Source organism: Hydrogenophaga sp. FG152 (assembly GCF_057809615.1).
On sequence record NZ_JBMDKH010000010.1, the window covers coordinates 42104 to 57019 of the forward strand.

Sequence of the window (14916 nt, forward strand, 5' to 3'; positions counted from 1 at the left end):
AGAAAGAAGCCCGCATTGTAGGAAACGCGGCCCCCCATGCCCGTCGGCCGCTCAACCCGTGTGCAGGAGAGCGGCCGGTGGCTCGCCGGGCGAGCGGGCCTGCGACGCCGCGCTGCAGGGCATCAGCGCGTCCAGCGCGGGCTGGTAGGCGCGCGTCTGCACGTCCATCAACCCCAGCACGGAATGGAAGACATGGTCGTGCGTGATCGGCGCCGCCGCATGCCCGCGCAGGCAGCCCATCGACAGGCCGGTGCGGCGCTGCAGGCCGGGCGAGAACCAGCTCACCATGGGCACCTGGGTCTGCTGCGCCGGCGCCAGGGCGTAGGGCACACCATGCAGGTAGAGCCCGTTCTCGCCCAGCGACTCGCCGTGGTCGGACACGTAGATCAGGCCGGTGTCCTCGCTGCCGCGATCGGCGCGCGCCTTCAGCCATTGCAGGGTCTGGCCCAGGAAATGGTCGGTGTAGGCGATGGAGTTGTCGTAGGCGTTGACCAGCTGTTCGTGCGGGCATTCAGACAGGGTGATGCTGCGGCATTCCGGCTGGAACGGCTTGCGGTCTTCGGGCGCGCGGTGGGCATAGGCCGGCCCGTGGCTGCCCATCTGGTGCATCACCAGCACCACGCCGCGCGCGCGGCGCCGCGGGTCCAACGCGGCGAGGCGCTGATCCAGGCCATCGAGCATGGCCTCGTCGTAGCACTCGCTGCCATTGCAGAGGCCGGGCACGGCGTGGTCGCCTGCGTAGGCGTTCGGCACGCGGTCGCACACGCCCTTGCAGCCGGCCTGGTTGTCGATCCACAGCACGGCCAGGCCGGCGCGCTGCAGCACATCGAGCAGGTTCTCGTGTTCGGGGGTCTTGTCGCCGCCCTGCGCGCGCGTGAGCGGCGAGAAGATGCAGGGCAGGGAGACCTGGGTGTTGGTGCCGCAGGAACCCACCTGGGCGAAGTTCACCAGATCACCCTGCGCCTGCCAGCGCGCGAGCGTGGGCGTGGTGTTGCGCGCGTAGCCGTTGAGCCCGAAGTTCTGCGCGCGCGCGGTCTCGCCGATCACCAGCACCAGCAACGGTGGCCGCGGCTGGTGCGCGTAGCTCGCGCCCAGGGCCGCGTCCTGGCCCACCGGCTGCAGTGGGCGCACCTGGCGCGGCAGCTGGTCCACCACCAGGCGGGCGCCGGCGTACACGGTGTTGAGGGGGTTGGCCATGTAGCGCAGGTCCTTGTGGTTGCGCATGAGCGAGGCCAGGCCCTGGTAGCTCATCAGCGCGGCCGCCACCAGCAAGGCGAGCGCGGCCAGGGCCCCCGTGAGGTTGCGCACGGCTTGCGGCCCCAGGCTGCGCAGGGCCAGCGGCCGGCGCCAGAGCGCCCACAGGGGGAGCCCCGCCACCAGCAGCACCGTGCCCGGCAGGGCCCACGAGAGCAGGTCGCGCACCTCGCGCACGTCGGTGTGCACCACATTGGCGAGCATGGTGGGGTCGATCACCACCCCGTACTGCCACATGAAGTGGGAGTTGAACGCGGCCACCAGCAACAGCGCGCTGGCGGCGGGCCGGAACACGCGCGGCCAGGCCAGCAGCGAGAGCAGCGCCGCCAGGGCCCCCACCAGCAGCAGGCCCAGCCCAACGATCAGCGCCAGGCGCTGGGTGGGTGTGCCGCCCAGCCCATCGATGCGCTGCCACAGCGGCAGGTTGCCCACGCTGGCCAGCCACAGGGCCAGGCCCCACACCGCCACCCTGGGGCGTGTGCGCGCGCCGGGCGGGGAGAGATGGAGGGTCGGGGAAAAGCGGGGAAACGCAAAGGGCAACGAGAGCTGCATGGCCGGCATCCGAATGCCAGCACATGCCGGCCCCGGCACTGTGCGCAGCCGACGTTAAATCAACCTTATGCGCGCGGCCAGCGCAGCGTGAAGCGCGTCGTCATGGGCGCTTCGCCCCGGTCGCGCTCCAGCCGAGCGCCCATCTGCTCGGCGATGCGCTCCACCAGGCGCAGGCCCAGCCCCAGGCCACCGCGCTCGGCGGCCAGGGGGGCCGCGTCGGCGCGCTGGCCGTCGTCGCTCACCGAAACGCCCAGGTCCGCGCCGGTCCGCCACACCGCCACCGCCACCTGCGAGCCGCTGGGCGTGTGGCGCAGCGCGTTCTCGATCAGGTTGCGCAGCGCGAGTTCCAGCAGCATGGGCTGGGCCTGCACCACCACCGGCTCGTCGGGCTGCGACAGGGAAAGCTCGTGGCCGCTCTCGTAGGCCGCGGGCGCATGGGCCGCGATCAGCCGAGCCGCGAGTTCGCCCAGCGCCACCTGCCCCGCGACCAGGGGCCCCGCGCCCGCGATGGCGCTGCGCTGGGCGCGCGCCAGTTCCAGCAGCTGCGAAAGAATGCGGCCCGCGCGCAAGGCCTCCTGCTCCAGCTGCGCCAACCGCTCGGGGGACGGGTCGTGCTGTGCCGCGCCGGCCTGCAAGGCTAGCGCGGCCAGCGGCGTGCGCAGTTCGTGCGCCACGTCGGACGCGAACTCGCGCTCGCGCTGGGCGCGCGTCTGCAAGGTGTCGACCAGCGCATTGATCGCGGCCACCGTGCTCGCGAACTCGCGATGGCGGTGCTGCGTGCCCAGGCGCTGGCCCGCGAAGCCGTCGAGCGCGGCCACCTCGCTCGAGAGCTGGTCGAGCGGGCGCAGGCCGCGGCGGATCGCCCACCACAGCAGCAGGCTCACCAGGGGCAGCACCAGCAAAGCGGGCAGGGCCACGTGCTCCGCGATGTCCTTGCCCAGTTCGTAGCGTTGCTTCAGGTCCATGAGGACGATCACGCGCCGCAGCCGCCCTTCCTGCGTGACCTGGGCCGAGTAGGCGCGCCATTCGGGCACCACACCGGGGACGTTCACCCGCACGGTGGCGAAACCCTGCGCCGGCAATGCCGCCAGCGCCAGGCCACGCACCATGCCATGCGTGTCTGCGACCAGGCGCCCGTCGTCCCAGGCCACCAGCGCCACGTCCTGCAGATATTCGTGCTGCAGGTCCGGCACATCGACCGGTGCATGGGGTTCGAGCCGGTAGGGTGCCGCGCTCAGCCAGAGCTTGGCCACGGCGGTCATCTGCCCGTCGGAAAACTGGCGGGTTTCCCGGAAGGTGGTGGACCAGGCGAAAGCCAGCAGCGCGAGCCACACCACCACCAGCACCCCGAGCGCCCACGCCAGCAGGTAATGGCGCAGGGTCTTCGCACGCGCGGCCACGGCGTTGTTCATCGCCGCGCCGCTTTCGCGGGCGGCCCGGGCGCGTCCAAGGGCACGAAGTAGCCCACGCCGCGCACCGTCTTGATCAGGGACTCGCCGAGCTTGCGGCGCAGGTGGTGGATATGCACCTCGATCGCGTTGCTCTCCAGGCCTTCGTCAAAGCCGTACAGCGCCGATTCCAGCCGCGCCTTGGACAGCACCTGCGGCCGCGCCTGCAGCAGCGTGAGCAGCAGCGCGAACTCCTTGCCGCCCAGCGCCACCGGCTCGCCCGCGCGCCGCACGGTGTGGGCCGCCGGATCGATCACCAGCTCGCCGTGTTCGATCACCGGGTTGCTGCGCCCGCCGGCGCGCCGCAGCATGGCGCGCAGCCGGGCGAGCAGTTCGTTCGCGTCGAAGGGTTTGACGATGTAGTCGTCGGCGCCGCTGTCCAGGCCGCTGATGCGGTCGCTCACGCCGTCGCGCGCGGTCATGATCAGCACCGGCATGTCGTGGCGTGGCAGGTCGTCCCGCCCCGGCGCGGGCGCGGGCCGGCGGCGCAGCCGGGCCAGCAGGTCCAGGCCTTCGCCGTCGGGCAGGCCGAGGTCGAGCAGCATGACGTCGAAGGGCTCCACGGCGAGGGCCAGCCAGGCCGCTTCGAGCGAGGGGCAGGTGTCCACCGCATAGCCCGCCTGGCGCAGCGAAGCCTGCAGGCCGCTGGCAATGCCGGGGTCGTCTTCCACCACGAGAGCGCGCATGTGTTTGAAGGGGACGCGGGGTCCGTTGAGGCTGAACCCACCCATTATGGGTTCGCGCCTTAGCACCGCCTTAAGGCGCATTTAACCTGGGGCTCCCACAGTGCCGCACCATGCACGCACTGTCTCGCCCCCGCTGGGTCACCGGCCCCTTCCGATCGTCTCCCGCCACCTGGCTGCTCGGCCTGTTCACCCTCACCCTGCTCTGGGACCTGGGCGGCCTGGACATGGCGGTGATGCACGCCATCGGCACGCCGCGCGGCTTTGCGCTGCAGGACAGCTGGTGGCTCTCGCGGGTGCTGCACGACGGCCTGCGGCAGGCCATGACGGGTGGCTGGCTGCTGCTCTGCGCCTGGGCCTGCTGGCCCGGGCTGCAGATGCCCCGGCGCGAACGCTGGACCGTGGTGGCGCTGGCCACGCTGTCGCTGCTGGCGGTCAACCTGGTGAAGAACACCAGCCTGACCAGTTGTCCCTGGGACCTGCAGGCTTTCGGCGGACCGGCCCACTGGGTTTCGCACTGGGCCTGGGGCGTGGTCGACGGCGGCCCGGGGCGTTGTTTCCCGGGCGGCCACGCGTCCAGCGGTTTCGCGTTCATCGGCCTGTGCCTGCCCTGGCTGGACGCGCCGCCAGGCACGCCCCATCGCCAACGCGCGACCGGCCTGCGCTGGCTGGCCGCCGTGCTGTTCGTGGGCGGGGTGGCGGGTGCGGTGCAAACCCTGCGCGGTGCGCATTTTCCCAGCCACACGCTGTGGACGCTGCTGATTTCCGCCGCCGTGTCGTGGGCAGGCTGGCGGCTGGCCCAGCCGTGGCTGACCCCGTCGAAGAGCGCACGGCCTGCGCCGGCCGTGGGGGAGGTCGATCATCCGCCTCGCCGGCCCCGCCCGACCCACCTCCTCGCCGTGCTGCGCCCCCTGCTCATGCCCATGGCCTGCATGCTGGCGGTGCTGTGGCTGTCGCGCGCCGGGCTGGCCTGGTGGCAGGCCGACCGCATCGCCCAGGCCCAGGCGGCGCCATTGGTGTGGTGGGAAGGCTTGCGCTTTGACGCGGTGCTGATGGGCCTGGCCTGGGTGTTGCCCGCCACGCTCACGCCCTGGATGGCCACCCACCGGCGCAGCCAGCGCGCGTGGGGTGTCTTCCTGCGCGTGTACGGTGGCATCGCCCTGCTGCTGGTGGTCTTCATGGAGCTGGCCACCCCGGCCTTCGTGCTGCAGTACGACAGCCGGCCCAATTACCTCTTCGTGGAATACCTGGGCTACGCGAAGGAAGTGGGCGGCACGCTGATCAAGGACTATTGGGCGCACCTGCTGACCACGGCGGTGCTGCTGCCCACCATCGGCTGGGCCTATGTCCGGCTGACCCGCCCCGCGCCGCACCCACCCGCAACCTTGCGGGTCTGGCAGGCCGGGCTGCTGTCGGTGCTGCTGTTCGTGGCGCTCGCGCTCTGCGCGCGCGGCGCGCTGGGGCACCGCCCAGCCAACCCCGCCACGGCGGCCGTGACCACCGACCACCTGGTCAACGAGTTGCCCCTGAGTTCGCTCTACACCGTGACGTACGCGATCTACCAGTCGCGCAAGGCCGAAGAAGGCGGTATCACCTACGCCGAGATGCCGCTGGAGCGCGTGATCGACATCGTGCGGCGAGAAACCGGGCTGCCGCCCGGCGCCTTCACCGACCCCGCTTCGCCCCTGCGCCACACGCTGACCAGCCAGCACCCGCGCGCGCGGCCGCTGAACCTGGTGATCGTGCTCGAAGAGAGCCTGGGCGCCGAGTTCGTCGGCCGCCTGGGGGGCTTGCCGCTCACGCCGAACCTGGACCGGCTGGGCGATCAGGGCATCTGGTTCGACCAGCTCTACGCCACCGGCACACGGTCGGTGCGCGGCATCGAGGCGGTGGTGGCGGGCTTTCCGCCGACCTCGGCGGTGAGCACGGTGAAGCTGGCGAAATCGCAGCGCGACTTCTTCACGCTGGCCAGCTTCCTGAAGCCCAGGGGCTACGAGTCCACCTTCTTCTACGGCGGCGAATCGCACTTCGACAACATGCGCAGCTACTTCATGGGCAATGGCTTCGACCACGTGGTGGAGCAGAAGGACATGCCCGCCAGTGCTTTCATCGCCACCTGGGGCGCGTCCGATGGCGACCTGTTCGATGTGGCCCACCAGCGCTTCAGCCAGCAGCCCGCCGACAAACCCTTCTTCGCCCTGGTGTTCAGCTCGTCCAACCACGCGCCCTTCGAATTCCCGGACGGGGGCTTCGAGCTGCACGAGCAGCCGAAGAACACCGTGAACAACGCGGTGAAGTATGCCGACCACGCCCTGGGGCGCTTCTTCGACCAGGCGAAGCACTCCGCCTACTGGGACAACACCCTCTTCCTCGTGGTGGCCGACCACAACTCGCGCGTGTACGGTCCCTCGCTCATCCCGATCGAGCGCTTCCACATCCCGGGCCTGATCCTGGGCGGCGCGGTCCGCTCACCCGAGCGCATCCGCACCGTGGCCAGCCAGATCGACCTGGCTCCCACGCTGATCTCCATGATGGGCCTGAGTGGCGAGGTTCCGCTGACCGGCCGCGACCTGAGCGACCCGGCACAGCGCGCCCGGCCCGGCCGCGCCATCCTGCAGTTCGACAAGATCCAGGCCTACATGGAAGGCTCCAACGTGTCGGTGCTGCAGCCCGACAGCCCACCCCGGCTCATGAGCTACCTGGATGGCCAGCTGAAGGACAGCGACGAGCGCCACCCGGCGCTGGTGGAAAAGGCGCAGGCGCATGCGCGCTACGCGCAGTGGGCCTACCAGAAACAATGGCACCGTTGAACAACGGCGCCAGACCTCACCAGCCCAGGCCCAGGCGCAGCGGCAGGTAGACCGCCATGCCGCAGACGATGGTGCCGAGCACGCCACGCTTCCAGAAGAACCAGGCCATGCCGGCGGCCGCGGCGAACAGGCGCGCGTCCTTCCAGGTGGTGATGAGCGCGCCCTGGTTCATCACGATCTCGGGAACGATCACCGCCGCCAGCGCCGCGATGGGCGCGTACTGCAGGCCGCGCTGGGCCCAGTGCGGCAGGCTCCAGGGCTTGCTGGAGATGAAGAAGAAGCCGCGCGTGATCACGGTGATGCAGCCCAGCGCGACGATGGTGAGCAGGGTCCAGGGGTCGAGGTCAAACATGGTGCGCCCCCGATCCTGGCACCTGCGGCCTGAATTTTTCCAGCACCAGGCAGATCGCCACCGCGCTCGCGATCGCCACCAGGATGTTGAGCTTGAGCGGCAGCGCCCAGGCCGCGACCGCCGCCGCGCCGGCCACGCCAGCCGAGACGAAGCGCAGCTTCGATGACGCCAGCGAGCACAGCACGCCCAACAGCGCAAGGATGCCGGCGAAGCCCAGGCCCCAAGCCACGGGAATCGCGTTGGCCAGGGCGATGCCGGCCAGGCTCGCGCCCATCCAGGCCACGTAGTTCACCGCGCAGTTGCCCATGAGGTAGGCCTGCTGCTGAGCCAGCTCTTCCTCGTTGCTGCCCGGGTGCGGGTAGCGGCGCGCGAAGAACACGTAGCTCAGGTCGCCGGTGATGTAACCCTTGATCAGGCGCTCCCAGCGCGGCAGGTGCATCAGGTAGGGCCGCAGGTGCGCAGAGAACACGACGAAGCGCAGGTTCACGCAGAAAGCCGCCGCCAGGATCACCCACAGCGGCGCGCCCGCGGCGATCATGGGCACGGCGGCGAGTTGTGCGCTGCCGGCGTAGACGATCAGCGTCATGAGCACGGCCTCCAGTGCCGACAGGCCGGACTGCACCATGGCCACACCGGTCATCAGGCCCCAGGCACCGATGCCCATGGCCACCGAGACCTGGTCGCGCACGCCATCCCAGTACTCGGGGCGGTCGCGGTACTCGCGGCGGTGGAACATCAGGGCGCCTCTTTCGGCGAGGGCGCGGCGTCCAGCACCTGACCGGGTGCGAGCGCAAAACCGCGCAGGAATTCCGCCGCCGCGAGGCGCTTGCCGCCCGCGCGTTGCAGCTCGGTGAGCACCAGCACACCGCTGCCGGTGACCACGCGGATGCCACTCCCCTCCGCCGCCAGCACCTGGCCGGGCGTGCCCTGCACCGCTGCGGCCTCGGCGTGCGCGGACCACACCTTGATGGCCTCGCCCGCCAGCGCCGTCGCCGCCCCCGGGAAGGGGTTGAACGCGCGGACCCGGCGCGCCAATGTCTCGGCCGGCGCGGTCCAGTCGATCGCGGCCTCGGCCTTTTCGATCTTGTGCGCATAGGTCACGCCCTCGGCAGGCTGTTTCTCGGCCCTCAGGCCACCGCAGGCGGCGATCTCCAGTGCCTCCACGATCAGGCGCCCGCCCAGCGTGGCCAGCCGGTCGTGCAGGCTGCCGGTGGTGTCGTGGGCCTGGATGGGCAGGCGCTCGATCAACAGCATGTCGCCGGTGTCCAGGCCGGCGTCCATCTGCATGATGGTCACGCCGGTCTGCGCGTCGCCCGCCTCGATGGCGCGGTGGATCGGCGCCGCGCCACGCCAGCGGGGCAGCAGCGAGGCGTGGATGTTCAGGCAGCCCAGGCGCGGCGTGTCCAGCACCCACTGGGGAAGGATGAGCCCGTACGCGGCCACCACCATGGCATCCGCCTGCGCGGCCTCGATGGCGTCACGCGCCGCCCGCGCATCGTCGGGGTACTTGCCGTCCAGCCGCAGGCTGCGCGGCTGCGCCACGATGATCTGTTGTTCCAGCGCGAGTTGCTTGACGGGCGAGGGCTGCAGTTTCATGCCGCGCCCGGCCGGCCGATCGGGCTGGGTCAGCACCAGTGGCACGCGAAAGCCGGCGGCGAGCAAACGCTCGAGCGCCACACGCGCGAATTCCGGCGTGCCGGCAAAAATGAGGTTCATGAAAAAGGAAAGGGACCGATGGCGCGATGCCGCGCGGCCTCAGGGATGGGAGACCGCGTCGACGGGATCGCCGAGCACCTGGTCGTCGGAGAACATCAGCTGCCGCACCACACCCGAGGGATCCAGGTGCACATGCACCAGGCGCGGCCGCGTGGCCTCCAGAAAGCGGTAACTCCAGACCTCGCCATCGAAACGCGCCACGCGCTCCACCATGGCCGGGCGCCCCATGCCGCGCAGCACGTCCTCGCGCGTCCAGCGGCCGATCTCGATGTGCCGCAGCAGCCAGCCCGCGTCCATCACCTGCTCGTACCGCAGCAGGCGGCCATCGGGTCCGAGATCGAGGTTGTGCACCCAGGGGCCCGAGGGCTGCCCCGAGTACTGCAGGCGCGTGCCTGCGGGCAGCGTGTGAACCAGCGTCGGCCGGCCCAGCCGGGTTTCGATCTCGGTGCGCGGCGTGCCCGTCGCCACCTGTTCGGGCATCAGTGAGCAGCCCGCCAGTGCCAGCGCGCTCACCACGACCAGGCCACGCAGCGAAAAAGCCAGAGAGATGTTCATGCGCGCAATGCCTCTCGTTGAGCCTTGACCAGTTTGGATTTGATGCGATCGCGCTTGAGCGGCGAGAGGTATTCCACAAAGACCTTCCCGAGCAAGTGGTCCATCTCGTGCTGGATGCACACCGCCAGCATGCCCTGGGCATCGATCGTGCGCTCCACACCGTTGCCGTCGAGCGCACGCACCCGCACGGCGATCGACCGCTCCACGCCGTCGTAGATGCCGGGCACCGACAGGCAACCCTCTTCGCCCTTGCGCTTCTCCGGGCTGGCCCATTCGATCTCGGGGTTGATCAGCACCAGGCGCTCGTCGCGCGTCTCGCTCACGTCGATCACGATCAGGCGCTCGTGCACATCCACCTGCGTGGCCGCCAGGCCAATGCCATTGGCGTCGTACATGGTCTCGAACATGCGCTCGATCAGCGAGCGGATGCGATCGTCCACCGCCTTGACCGGCTGGGCCACGGTGTGCAGGCGCGGATCGGGGTAACGCAGGATGGGCAGAAGCGACGGCGAATTCATGAAAATCGGGTGGGTTCGGGACAGGTCCAGGCAGGGGCCTCCATTGTCGCGGGGCGACGGCTGGCGGCAAGCCGGTGACAGGCGGAAGACGATGTCGCTATTTTCGCCACTTTTGCGACGGCGCGTGAAATCCCTCCGCCATATACGTTGCCCAATCAATGGCTTGGGCGCAAAATCAAAAGCGACTTGTCAAGACGCGATCGCCGCTCAGGGGCCACTTCATGCCATTGCAAACCCGCCAGTCCGCCGAATTTTTCTTCTTGCACCCGCGACGTTCGCTGGTCTGTGCCGCCGCCGTGCTGGCCACCTCGATCACCGGCAGCGCCTTGGCGCAGAACTTCCCGATCACCCCCGGCCAACGCGCCACCGCCGACCAGGTGGCACAGAACGGCGTGCCGCTGTCCGAACTCGCGCCCAATGCGCCCGACAGCTACACCATCAAGCGCGGCGACACCCTGTGGGCCATCTCCGGCGTGTTCCTCAAGACGCCGTGGCGCTGGCCCGAGCTCTGGGGCATGAACCGCCAGGACATCCAGAACCCGCACCGCATCTACCCCGGCCAGGTGCTGTACCTGATCAAGTCCGGCGACCGCGCCATCCTCAGCACACGCCCCGCGGGCAACGGCGACCCGGCCACCGTTCGCGTGTCGCCCCGCACCCGCTACGAAAGCCTCGGTGACTCGGCAGTACCGCCGGTGTCGCTGCAGGCCATCGAATCGTTCCTGACCGAACCCATGATCGTGGACGAAGCCACCTTCGCGCGCGCACCGCGCATCGTGGCCACGCAGGAAAACCGCGTGCTGCTCACCCGGGGCGACCGCGCCTATGCGCGCGCCCTGTACGGCGACGGCCCGCAGAACGAACCGCTGCGGGTCGTGGACGGCAAGTCGATCGACTACCGCGTGTTCCGCAACGCCACCCCCCTGCGCGATCCCACCACGAGCGAAATCCTGGGCTACGAAGCCCAGTATCTTGGCAAGGCCCAATTGGTGAGCAGCGAGACCCAGCGCCCGACCACCGACGGCAAGGCACCGGCCGAGATCGTGCCGGCCTCCATCGACATCGTCGCGGCCAAGGAAGAGATGCGCATCGGCGACCGGCTGTTGCCCGAACCGGAACGCGAACTCACCCACTTCGTGCCGCGCGCGCCCGACACGCCACAAAGCGGCCAGATCGTCTCGGTGTATGGCAACGCGGTGCGCTATGCGGCCCAGAACCAGGTGGTCACCATCAACCGCGGGCGCGTGCACGGCATCGAGCGCGGCCATGTGCTGGCGCTGCAGCGCGAAAGCAGCCTGATCACCGACACCACCGACCAGACCCGTCCGCAACTGCGCCTGCCCGGTGAGCGCAACGGCCTGATGATGGTCTTCCGCACCTTCGACAGGGTGTCCTACGCGCTGGTGCTGCAGATCACCGACGGCGTGAAGGTCGGCGACCGCTTCGTCAACCCCTGATCGGCGCGATGCCCCGACCCGAGCTGGCCGCCTGGTTGCGGTTGCTGCTCACGCCAGGCGTGGGCCTCGACTCCGCGCGAAAACTGCTCGCGGCCTTTGGCCTGCCCGAAGCGGTCTTCGCCCAACCGGCCTCGGCCTGGCAGGCGGTCGTCGGTGCCCGCGTGGCGAACGCGCTGGAACAAGCCCCCGAAGATCTCGAGGCGCAGGTGGATCGCACGCAGGCGTGGCTGGCCGACGCCGCGGACCGCCACATCCTGACCCTGGGCGATCCGCTCTACCCGTCCGATCTGCTGCAGATGGCCGATCCACCGGTGCTGTTGTACGTGCTGGGCGACGTGCAGGCCCTGCACCATCCCCGGCGGCTGGCCATCGTGGGCAGCCGCAACCCCACGCCTCAAGGCGAAGCCAACGCCCGCCAGTTTGCGCAAGCACTCGGGCAGGCCGGGGTCTGCGTGGTCTCGGGTCTGGCCCTGGGCGTGGATGGCGCCGCGCACGATGGCGCGATGCTGGGTGGCGCGCCCACGGTGGCCGTGGTGGGCACTGGGCTGGACCGCGTCTATCCCAAGCGCCACCTGGCCTTGGCCCACCGCATCGGGGCGCAGGGCGCCATCGTCAGCGAGTACCCGTTGGGCACACCTCCGCTGCCGGCCCATTTCCCGCAACGCAACCGCATCATCGCGGGCCTGTCGCAAGGCACGCTGGTGGTGGAAGCGGCCGTGCAGTCCGGCTCGCTGATCACCGCGCGGCTGGCGGCGGAACAGGGTCGCGAGGTGTTTGCGATCCCGGGCTCGATCCATGCACCGCAATCGCGCGGCTGCCACGCGCTGATCCGCCAGGGCGCCAAGCTGGTCGAGTCGGCGCAGGACATCCTGGAAGACCTGCGCTTCGTCGAACCGGTGCTGCCGGACGACAGCGCCGGGCCGGGCAGCGGCCACGGCGCCAGGGAAGACAGCCTGTTGCGGGCCATGGGCCACGATCCGGTGAGTCTGGACGCCTTGCAGGCCCGCACCGGCCTGGACACGGCCCACCTGCAGGCGCGCCTGCTCGAACTGGAACTTTCAGGAGAGGTGGCCCGCTTGCCGGGCGGGCTGCTGCAACGGCAGGGCCAGGGCTGAGCCCCGGCAGACCCGCTCAGTTGAGCAGGCGCTCGGGGTTGGCTTCGAGCTTGGCCATCGCGTCGCGCGTGGCGCGCACCGTGAGGGCCTCTTCCTCACTGGGCACCAGCAGGCCAGCCTGCAGGTAGGACGCCACACGCATCGCCTGGATCAGGAAACAGCGCCCACCGTTGGTCACGAACAGGTAGAGCTGGCCACGCTCGCTGCGCCAGGCCAGTTGCACGCTGTTGAGCTTGCCGTTGTGGTCCAGGCCGAACCACGAACCGATCTGCAGCTCCACCGCCCAGGAGCGCATCGCCTCGTTGGGCTGGCTGCCGCCCTGGTTGATCACCTCGATGTTGCTGGCGTCCACGCCGGTGATCATCTCGATGCTCTCGGTGTCCAGGTCCAGGTCGCCCACACCGTTGGCCGGCAGGTAATCTTCCAGGTTGGCCAGCCGGTCGGACAGGTTGTCCAGGCTTTCCTGCGAGATGGGTTCGGTGCGCGACATGAAGGCATCGGCCAGCGTGTCGCTCACCGACTTGATGTGCTGGTCCTGCAGCGAGGTCGGGAAACCAAGAAGCCCCATGCCATGGCGCAGGCGCTGCAGCAGGCCGGGCAGTTGCTGGATCACGCGGGCGCGGTCGTTGCGGTTGGGCTTGGCGCTGGCCGCCCACAGCAGGTCGGACGCGACCTGCTTGAGCGAGGTCGTCTCTTCGTGCTTCAGGCCGTACTTCACGCTGGCCACGGCCAGCACATCGACCCACACCTTGAACAGGAAATCGCGCACCTCGTCGCGCACCGGCACGTCGTCCAGCAACTTGCGCAACTCGATCGTGTACTGCACCGACAAGGTTTCCTTCTGCTCCACCTGCTGCGCGACGCTCACGAAGCGGCTGGCGCTGCCTTGCTCGCTGAGGTAGGTGGAGAGGAATTTCTGGAACTCGTCGAACACCAGCTGAAACACGCGCCGCCCGGTTTCGGGATACTGCTCGATCACCTGCACCACGCGCTTGATCTCGGCCTCCAGCGCGGCCGAGCCGACGTTGGACTCGAAGCCCATCACACAGGAGCCCATGCGGTCGATCAGGCGGCGCGCCGGGTGCTGCAGGGCGCTGAAGAACTCGGGTTCGGCCAACGCCACGCGCAGCACCGGGATCTGCAGTCGCGCGAACCAGACCCGTACGCTCGGCGGAATGCGCTCTTCGGCCAGGATGCTCTGGAACATCAGCGCCACGACCTCGATGGTGGCCTTTTCGGTCGGCGTGCTCGCGGCCTGCTTGAGTTCGGCGGTGCGCTGGCGCAAGGAGGTGGCGACGCGCTCCACTTGCGAGGCGTCCACATACACCGCGCCCACGCCCGAGGAGCCGGACACGTAGAGACCCGCGGCCACGCTGGGCGACGCCACCTGATGCTGGATCGCCTGCTGCAGACGGGGCGAGGGCGGCAACAGCTGTGTGGCCTCGAAATCGCCTCCGACGCGGTCGATCAGCATGCGCTTGAGGCGCCCGACCACGCCCTGCGCGCGCATGCGCGCACGGGCCAACGGGGACGTGCCCGTCATGAGCCGGGTTTCATCGTGCACACCCATGCCGGACGATGGCGCGCCCGCACGGCCGGCGCCGAAGTTCGACCCCGGCCCCATGCCGGACACCCCACCAGGTGCGGAGGCGGGCATGGACGCCGGTCCGCCGGCCATCCGCTGTCCCGCCGTCATCGGGCGCGGCGCGGTGGCCGCCGCCGACGCGTCGCGGCGCACCACCGGACCTTCGCTGCGGCTGCCCGGCACCCGCTTGACCAGGGCCTGCAGGTCGATTTCCTTCATCACCCCGCTGGCCACCAGAAACTCGTTCGCGGCCTTGTAGGCCTCATGCAGCTTGGTGGCCATGACCGGCGCCAGCGCGTCCTGCACCAGCACCCAGGCCTCCCGCGTCATGTGAGCGTCCAGCCACTGGTCCACAAGGATGCGCGCGGTGACGTCGGGCAACAGCACGTCGCCCCGAGGCAGCTCCAGCCGGCCTTCCAGGTGCTGGATGCGCAGGCGCAATTCGTTGAGTTCGGTGGACGACTTGTCGAGCACCTGCATGGCCAGGCGCGAGGCCAGGATCTGGTCGTCGATCGCGCCTTCGGCCACCAGCTCCAGCTGGCCCGAGACACTGGTGGGACTGCCGGAGTTGGAGAAGCGCGGCAGCAGCGAACGCTGCAGCGCCTTGCGGCTCTGGTTGAGCCAGGTGGTCTGGTTTTTCTGGAACCCGGTCCATGCGTCGCGACGGGCCTGCATGTCGCGCGCCGAGCCGGCCTGATCGAGGATCGAGGTCAGCCGCGTGTCACAGACCTTGACCCATTCGGGAAGCGCCCGTCCCACATGAACCACGAAGAGTTCACGTGCCTGTTTGGCCAGGGATGAAACGTGCTGATCGGGCGGCGACACAATGTGTGCAGTATGACACGATTGGATTCATCCTCAGGCGTCAGGA

At 69.6% G+C, this 14916-nt stretch carries 12 protein-coding genes; 3 read left to right on the forward strand and 9 right to left on the reverse strand.

Going from position 1 to position 14916, the window contains the following annotated elements:
- Positions 1 to 51: 51 nt before the first annotated feature.
- From ACODTB_RS13525 to ACODTB_RS13535, 3 genes are all read right to left on the reverse strand, one after another.
- Positions 52 to 1806, reverse strand: coding sequence for a phosphoethanolamine transferase (locus tag ACODTB_RS13525; protein WP_291121727.1), 1755 nt, complete (start codon positions 1804 to 1806; stop codon positions 52 to 54).
- 65 nt (positions 1807 to 1871) lie between these two features.
- Complete coding sequence (locus ACODTB_RS13530; protein WP_291121728.1) at positions 1872 to 3218, reverse strand: sensor histidine kinase; 1347 nt, start codon at positions 3216 to 3218, stop codon at positions 1872 to 1874.
- The gene (locus tag ACODTB_RS13535) at positions 3215 to 3940 is read right to left on the reverse strand and encodes a response regulator (RefSeq protein ID WP_488929397.1); all 726 of its coding nucleotides are present in this window, start codon (positions 3938 to 3940) and stop codon (positions 3215 to 3217) included. The genes ACODTB_RS13530 and ACODTB_RS13535 overlap by 4 nt, the downstream gene beginning before the upstream one ends.
- A 110-nt stretch (positions 3941 to 4050) precedes the next feature.
- Between ACODTB_RS13535 and ACODTB_RS13540 the strand changes: the two genes are divergently transcribed.
- Positions 4051 to 6747: a sulfatase-like hydrolase/transferase gene (locus ACODTB_RS13540; RefSeq protein ID WP_291121730.1), complete on the forward strand. Its 2697-nt coding sequence runs from the start codon at positions 4051 to 4053 to the stop codon at positions 6745 to 6747.
- Between the two features lie 16 nt (positions 6748 to 6763).
- Here the strand turns inward: ACODTB_RS13540 and ACODTB_RS13545 are convergent, their stop codons facing one another.
- Genes ACODTB_RS13545 through def form a run of 5 tightly spaced genes read right to left on the reverse strand, consistent with a single transcriptional unit; the run spans position 6764 to position 9888 of the window.
- Positions 6764 to 7099 carry an AzlD domain-containing protein gene (locus tag ACODTB_RS13545; protein ID WP_291121731.1) on the reverse strand — a complete coding sequence of 112 codons (336 nt, stop codon included), beginning with the start codon at positions 7097 to 7099 and terminating at the stop codon, positions 6764 to 6766.
- Positions 7092 to 7835: an AzlC family ABC transporter permease gene (locus tag ACODTB_RS13550; protein ID WP_291121732.1), complete on the reverse strand. Its 744-nt coding sequence runs from the start codon at positions 7833 to 7835 to the stop codon at positions 7092 to 7094. The genes ACODTB_RS13545 and ACODTB_RS13550 overlap by 8 nt, the downstream gene beginning before the upstream one ends.
- Positions 7835 to 8815, reverse strand: a complete 981-nt coding sequence (fmt, locus tag ACODTB_RS13555) for a methionyl-tRNA formyltransferase (RefSeq protein WP_291121733.1) — start codon at positions 8813 to 8815, stop codon at positions 7835 to 7837. Before fmt ends, ACODTB_RS13550 begins: the two co-directional genes overlap by 1 nt.
- Positions 8816 to 8854: 39 nt before the next feature.
- Positions 8855 to 9370, reverse strand: coding sequence for a hypothetical protein (locus ACODTB_RS13560; RefSeq protein ID WP_291121734.1), 516 nt, complete (start codon positions 9368 to 9370; stop codon positions 8855 to 8857).
- On the reverse strand, positions 9367 to 9888 hold the full coding sequence (def, locus tag ACODTB_RS13565) for a peptide deformylase (RefSeq protein WP_291121735.1): 522 nt from the start codon (positions 9886 to 9888) through the stop codon (positions 9367 to 9369). The genes ACODTB_RS13560 and def overlap by 4 nt, the downstream gene beginning before the upstream one ends.
- A gap of 221 nt (positions 9889 to 10109) precedes the next feature.
- On the opposite strand from def, the gene ACODTB_RS13570 reads away from it, so the two are divergent.
- On the forward strand, positions 10110 to 11345 hold the full coding sequence (locus tag ACODTB_RS13570; protein ID WP_488929398.1) for a LysM peptidoglycan-binding domain-containing protein: 1236 nt from the start codon (positions 10110 to 10112) through the stop codon (positions 11343 to 11345).
- 8 nt (positions 11346 to 11353) lie between these two features.
- Positions 11354 to 12460, forward strand: a complete 1107-nt coding sequence (dprA, locus tag ACODTB_RS13575; RefSeq protein ID WP_291121737.1) for a DNA-processing protein DprA — start codon at positions 11354 to 11356, stop codon at positions 12458 to 12460.
- 16 nt (positions 12461 to 12476) lie between these two features.
- Here the strand turns inward: dprA and ACODTB_RS13580 are convergent, their stop codons facing one another.
- Positions 12477 to 14870 (reverse strand): DUF1631 family protein, encoded by a 2394-nt coding sequence (locus ACODTB_RS13580; RefSeq protein ID WP_291121738.1) that lies wholly within the window; start codon positions 14868 to 14870, stop codon positions 12477 to 12479.
- Positions 14871 to 14916: the final 46 nt, after the last annotated feature.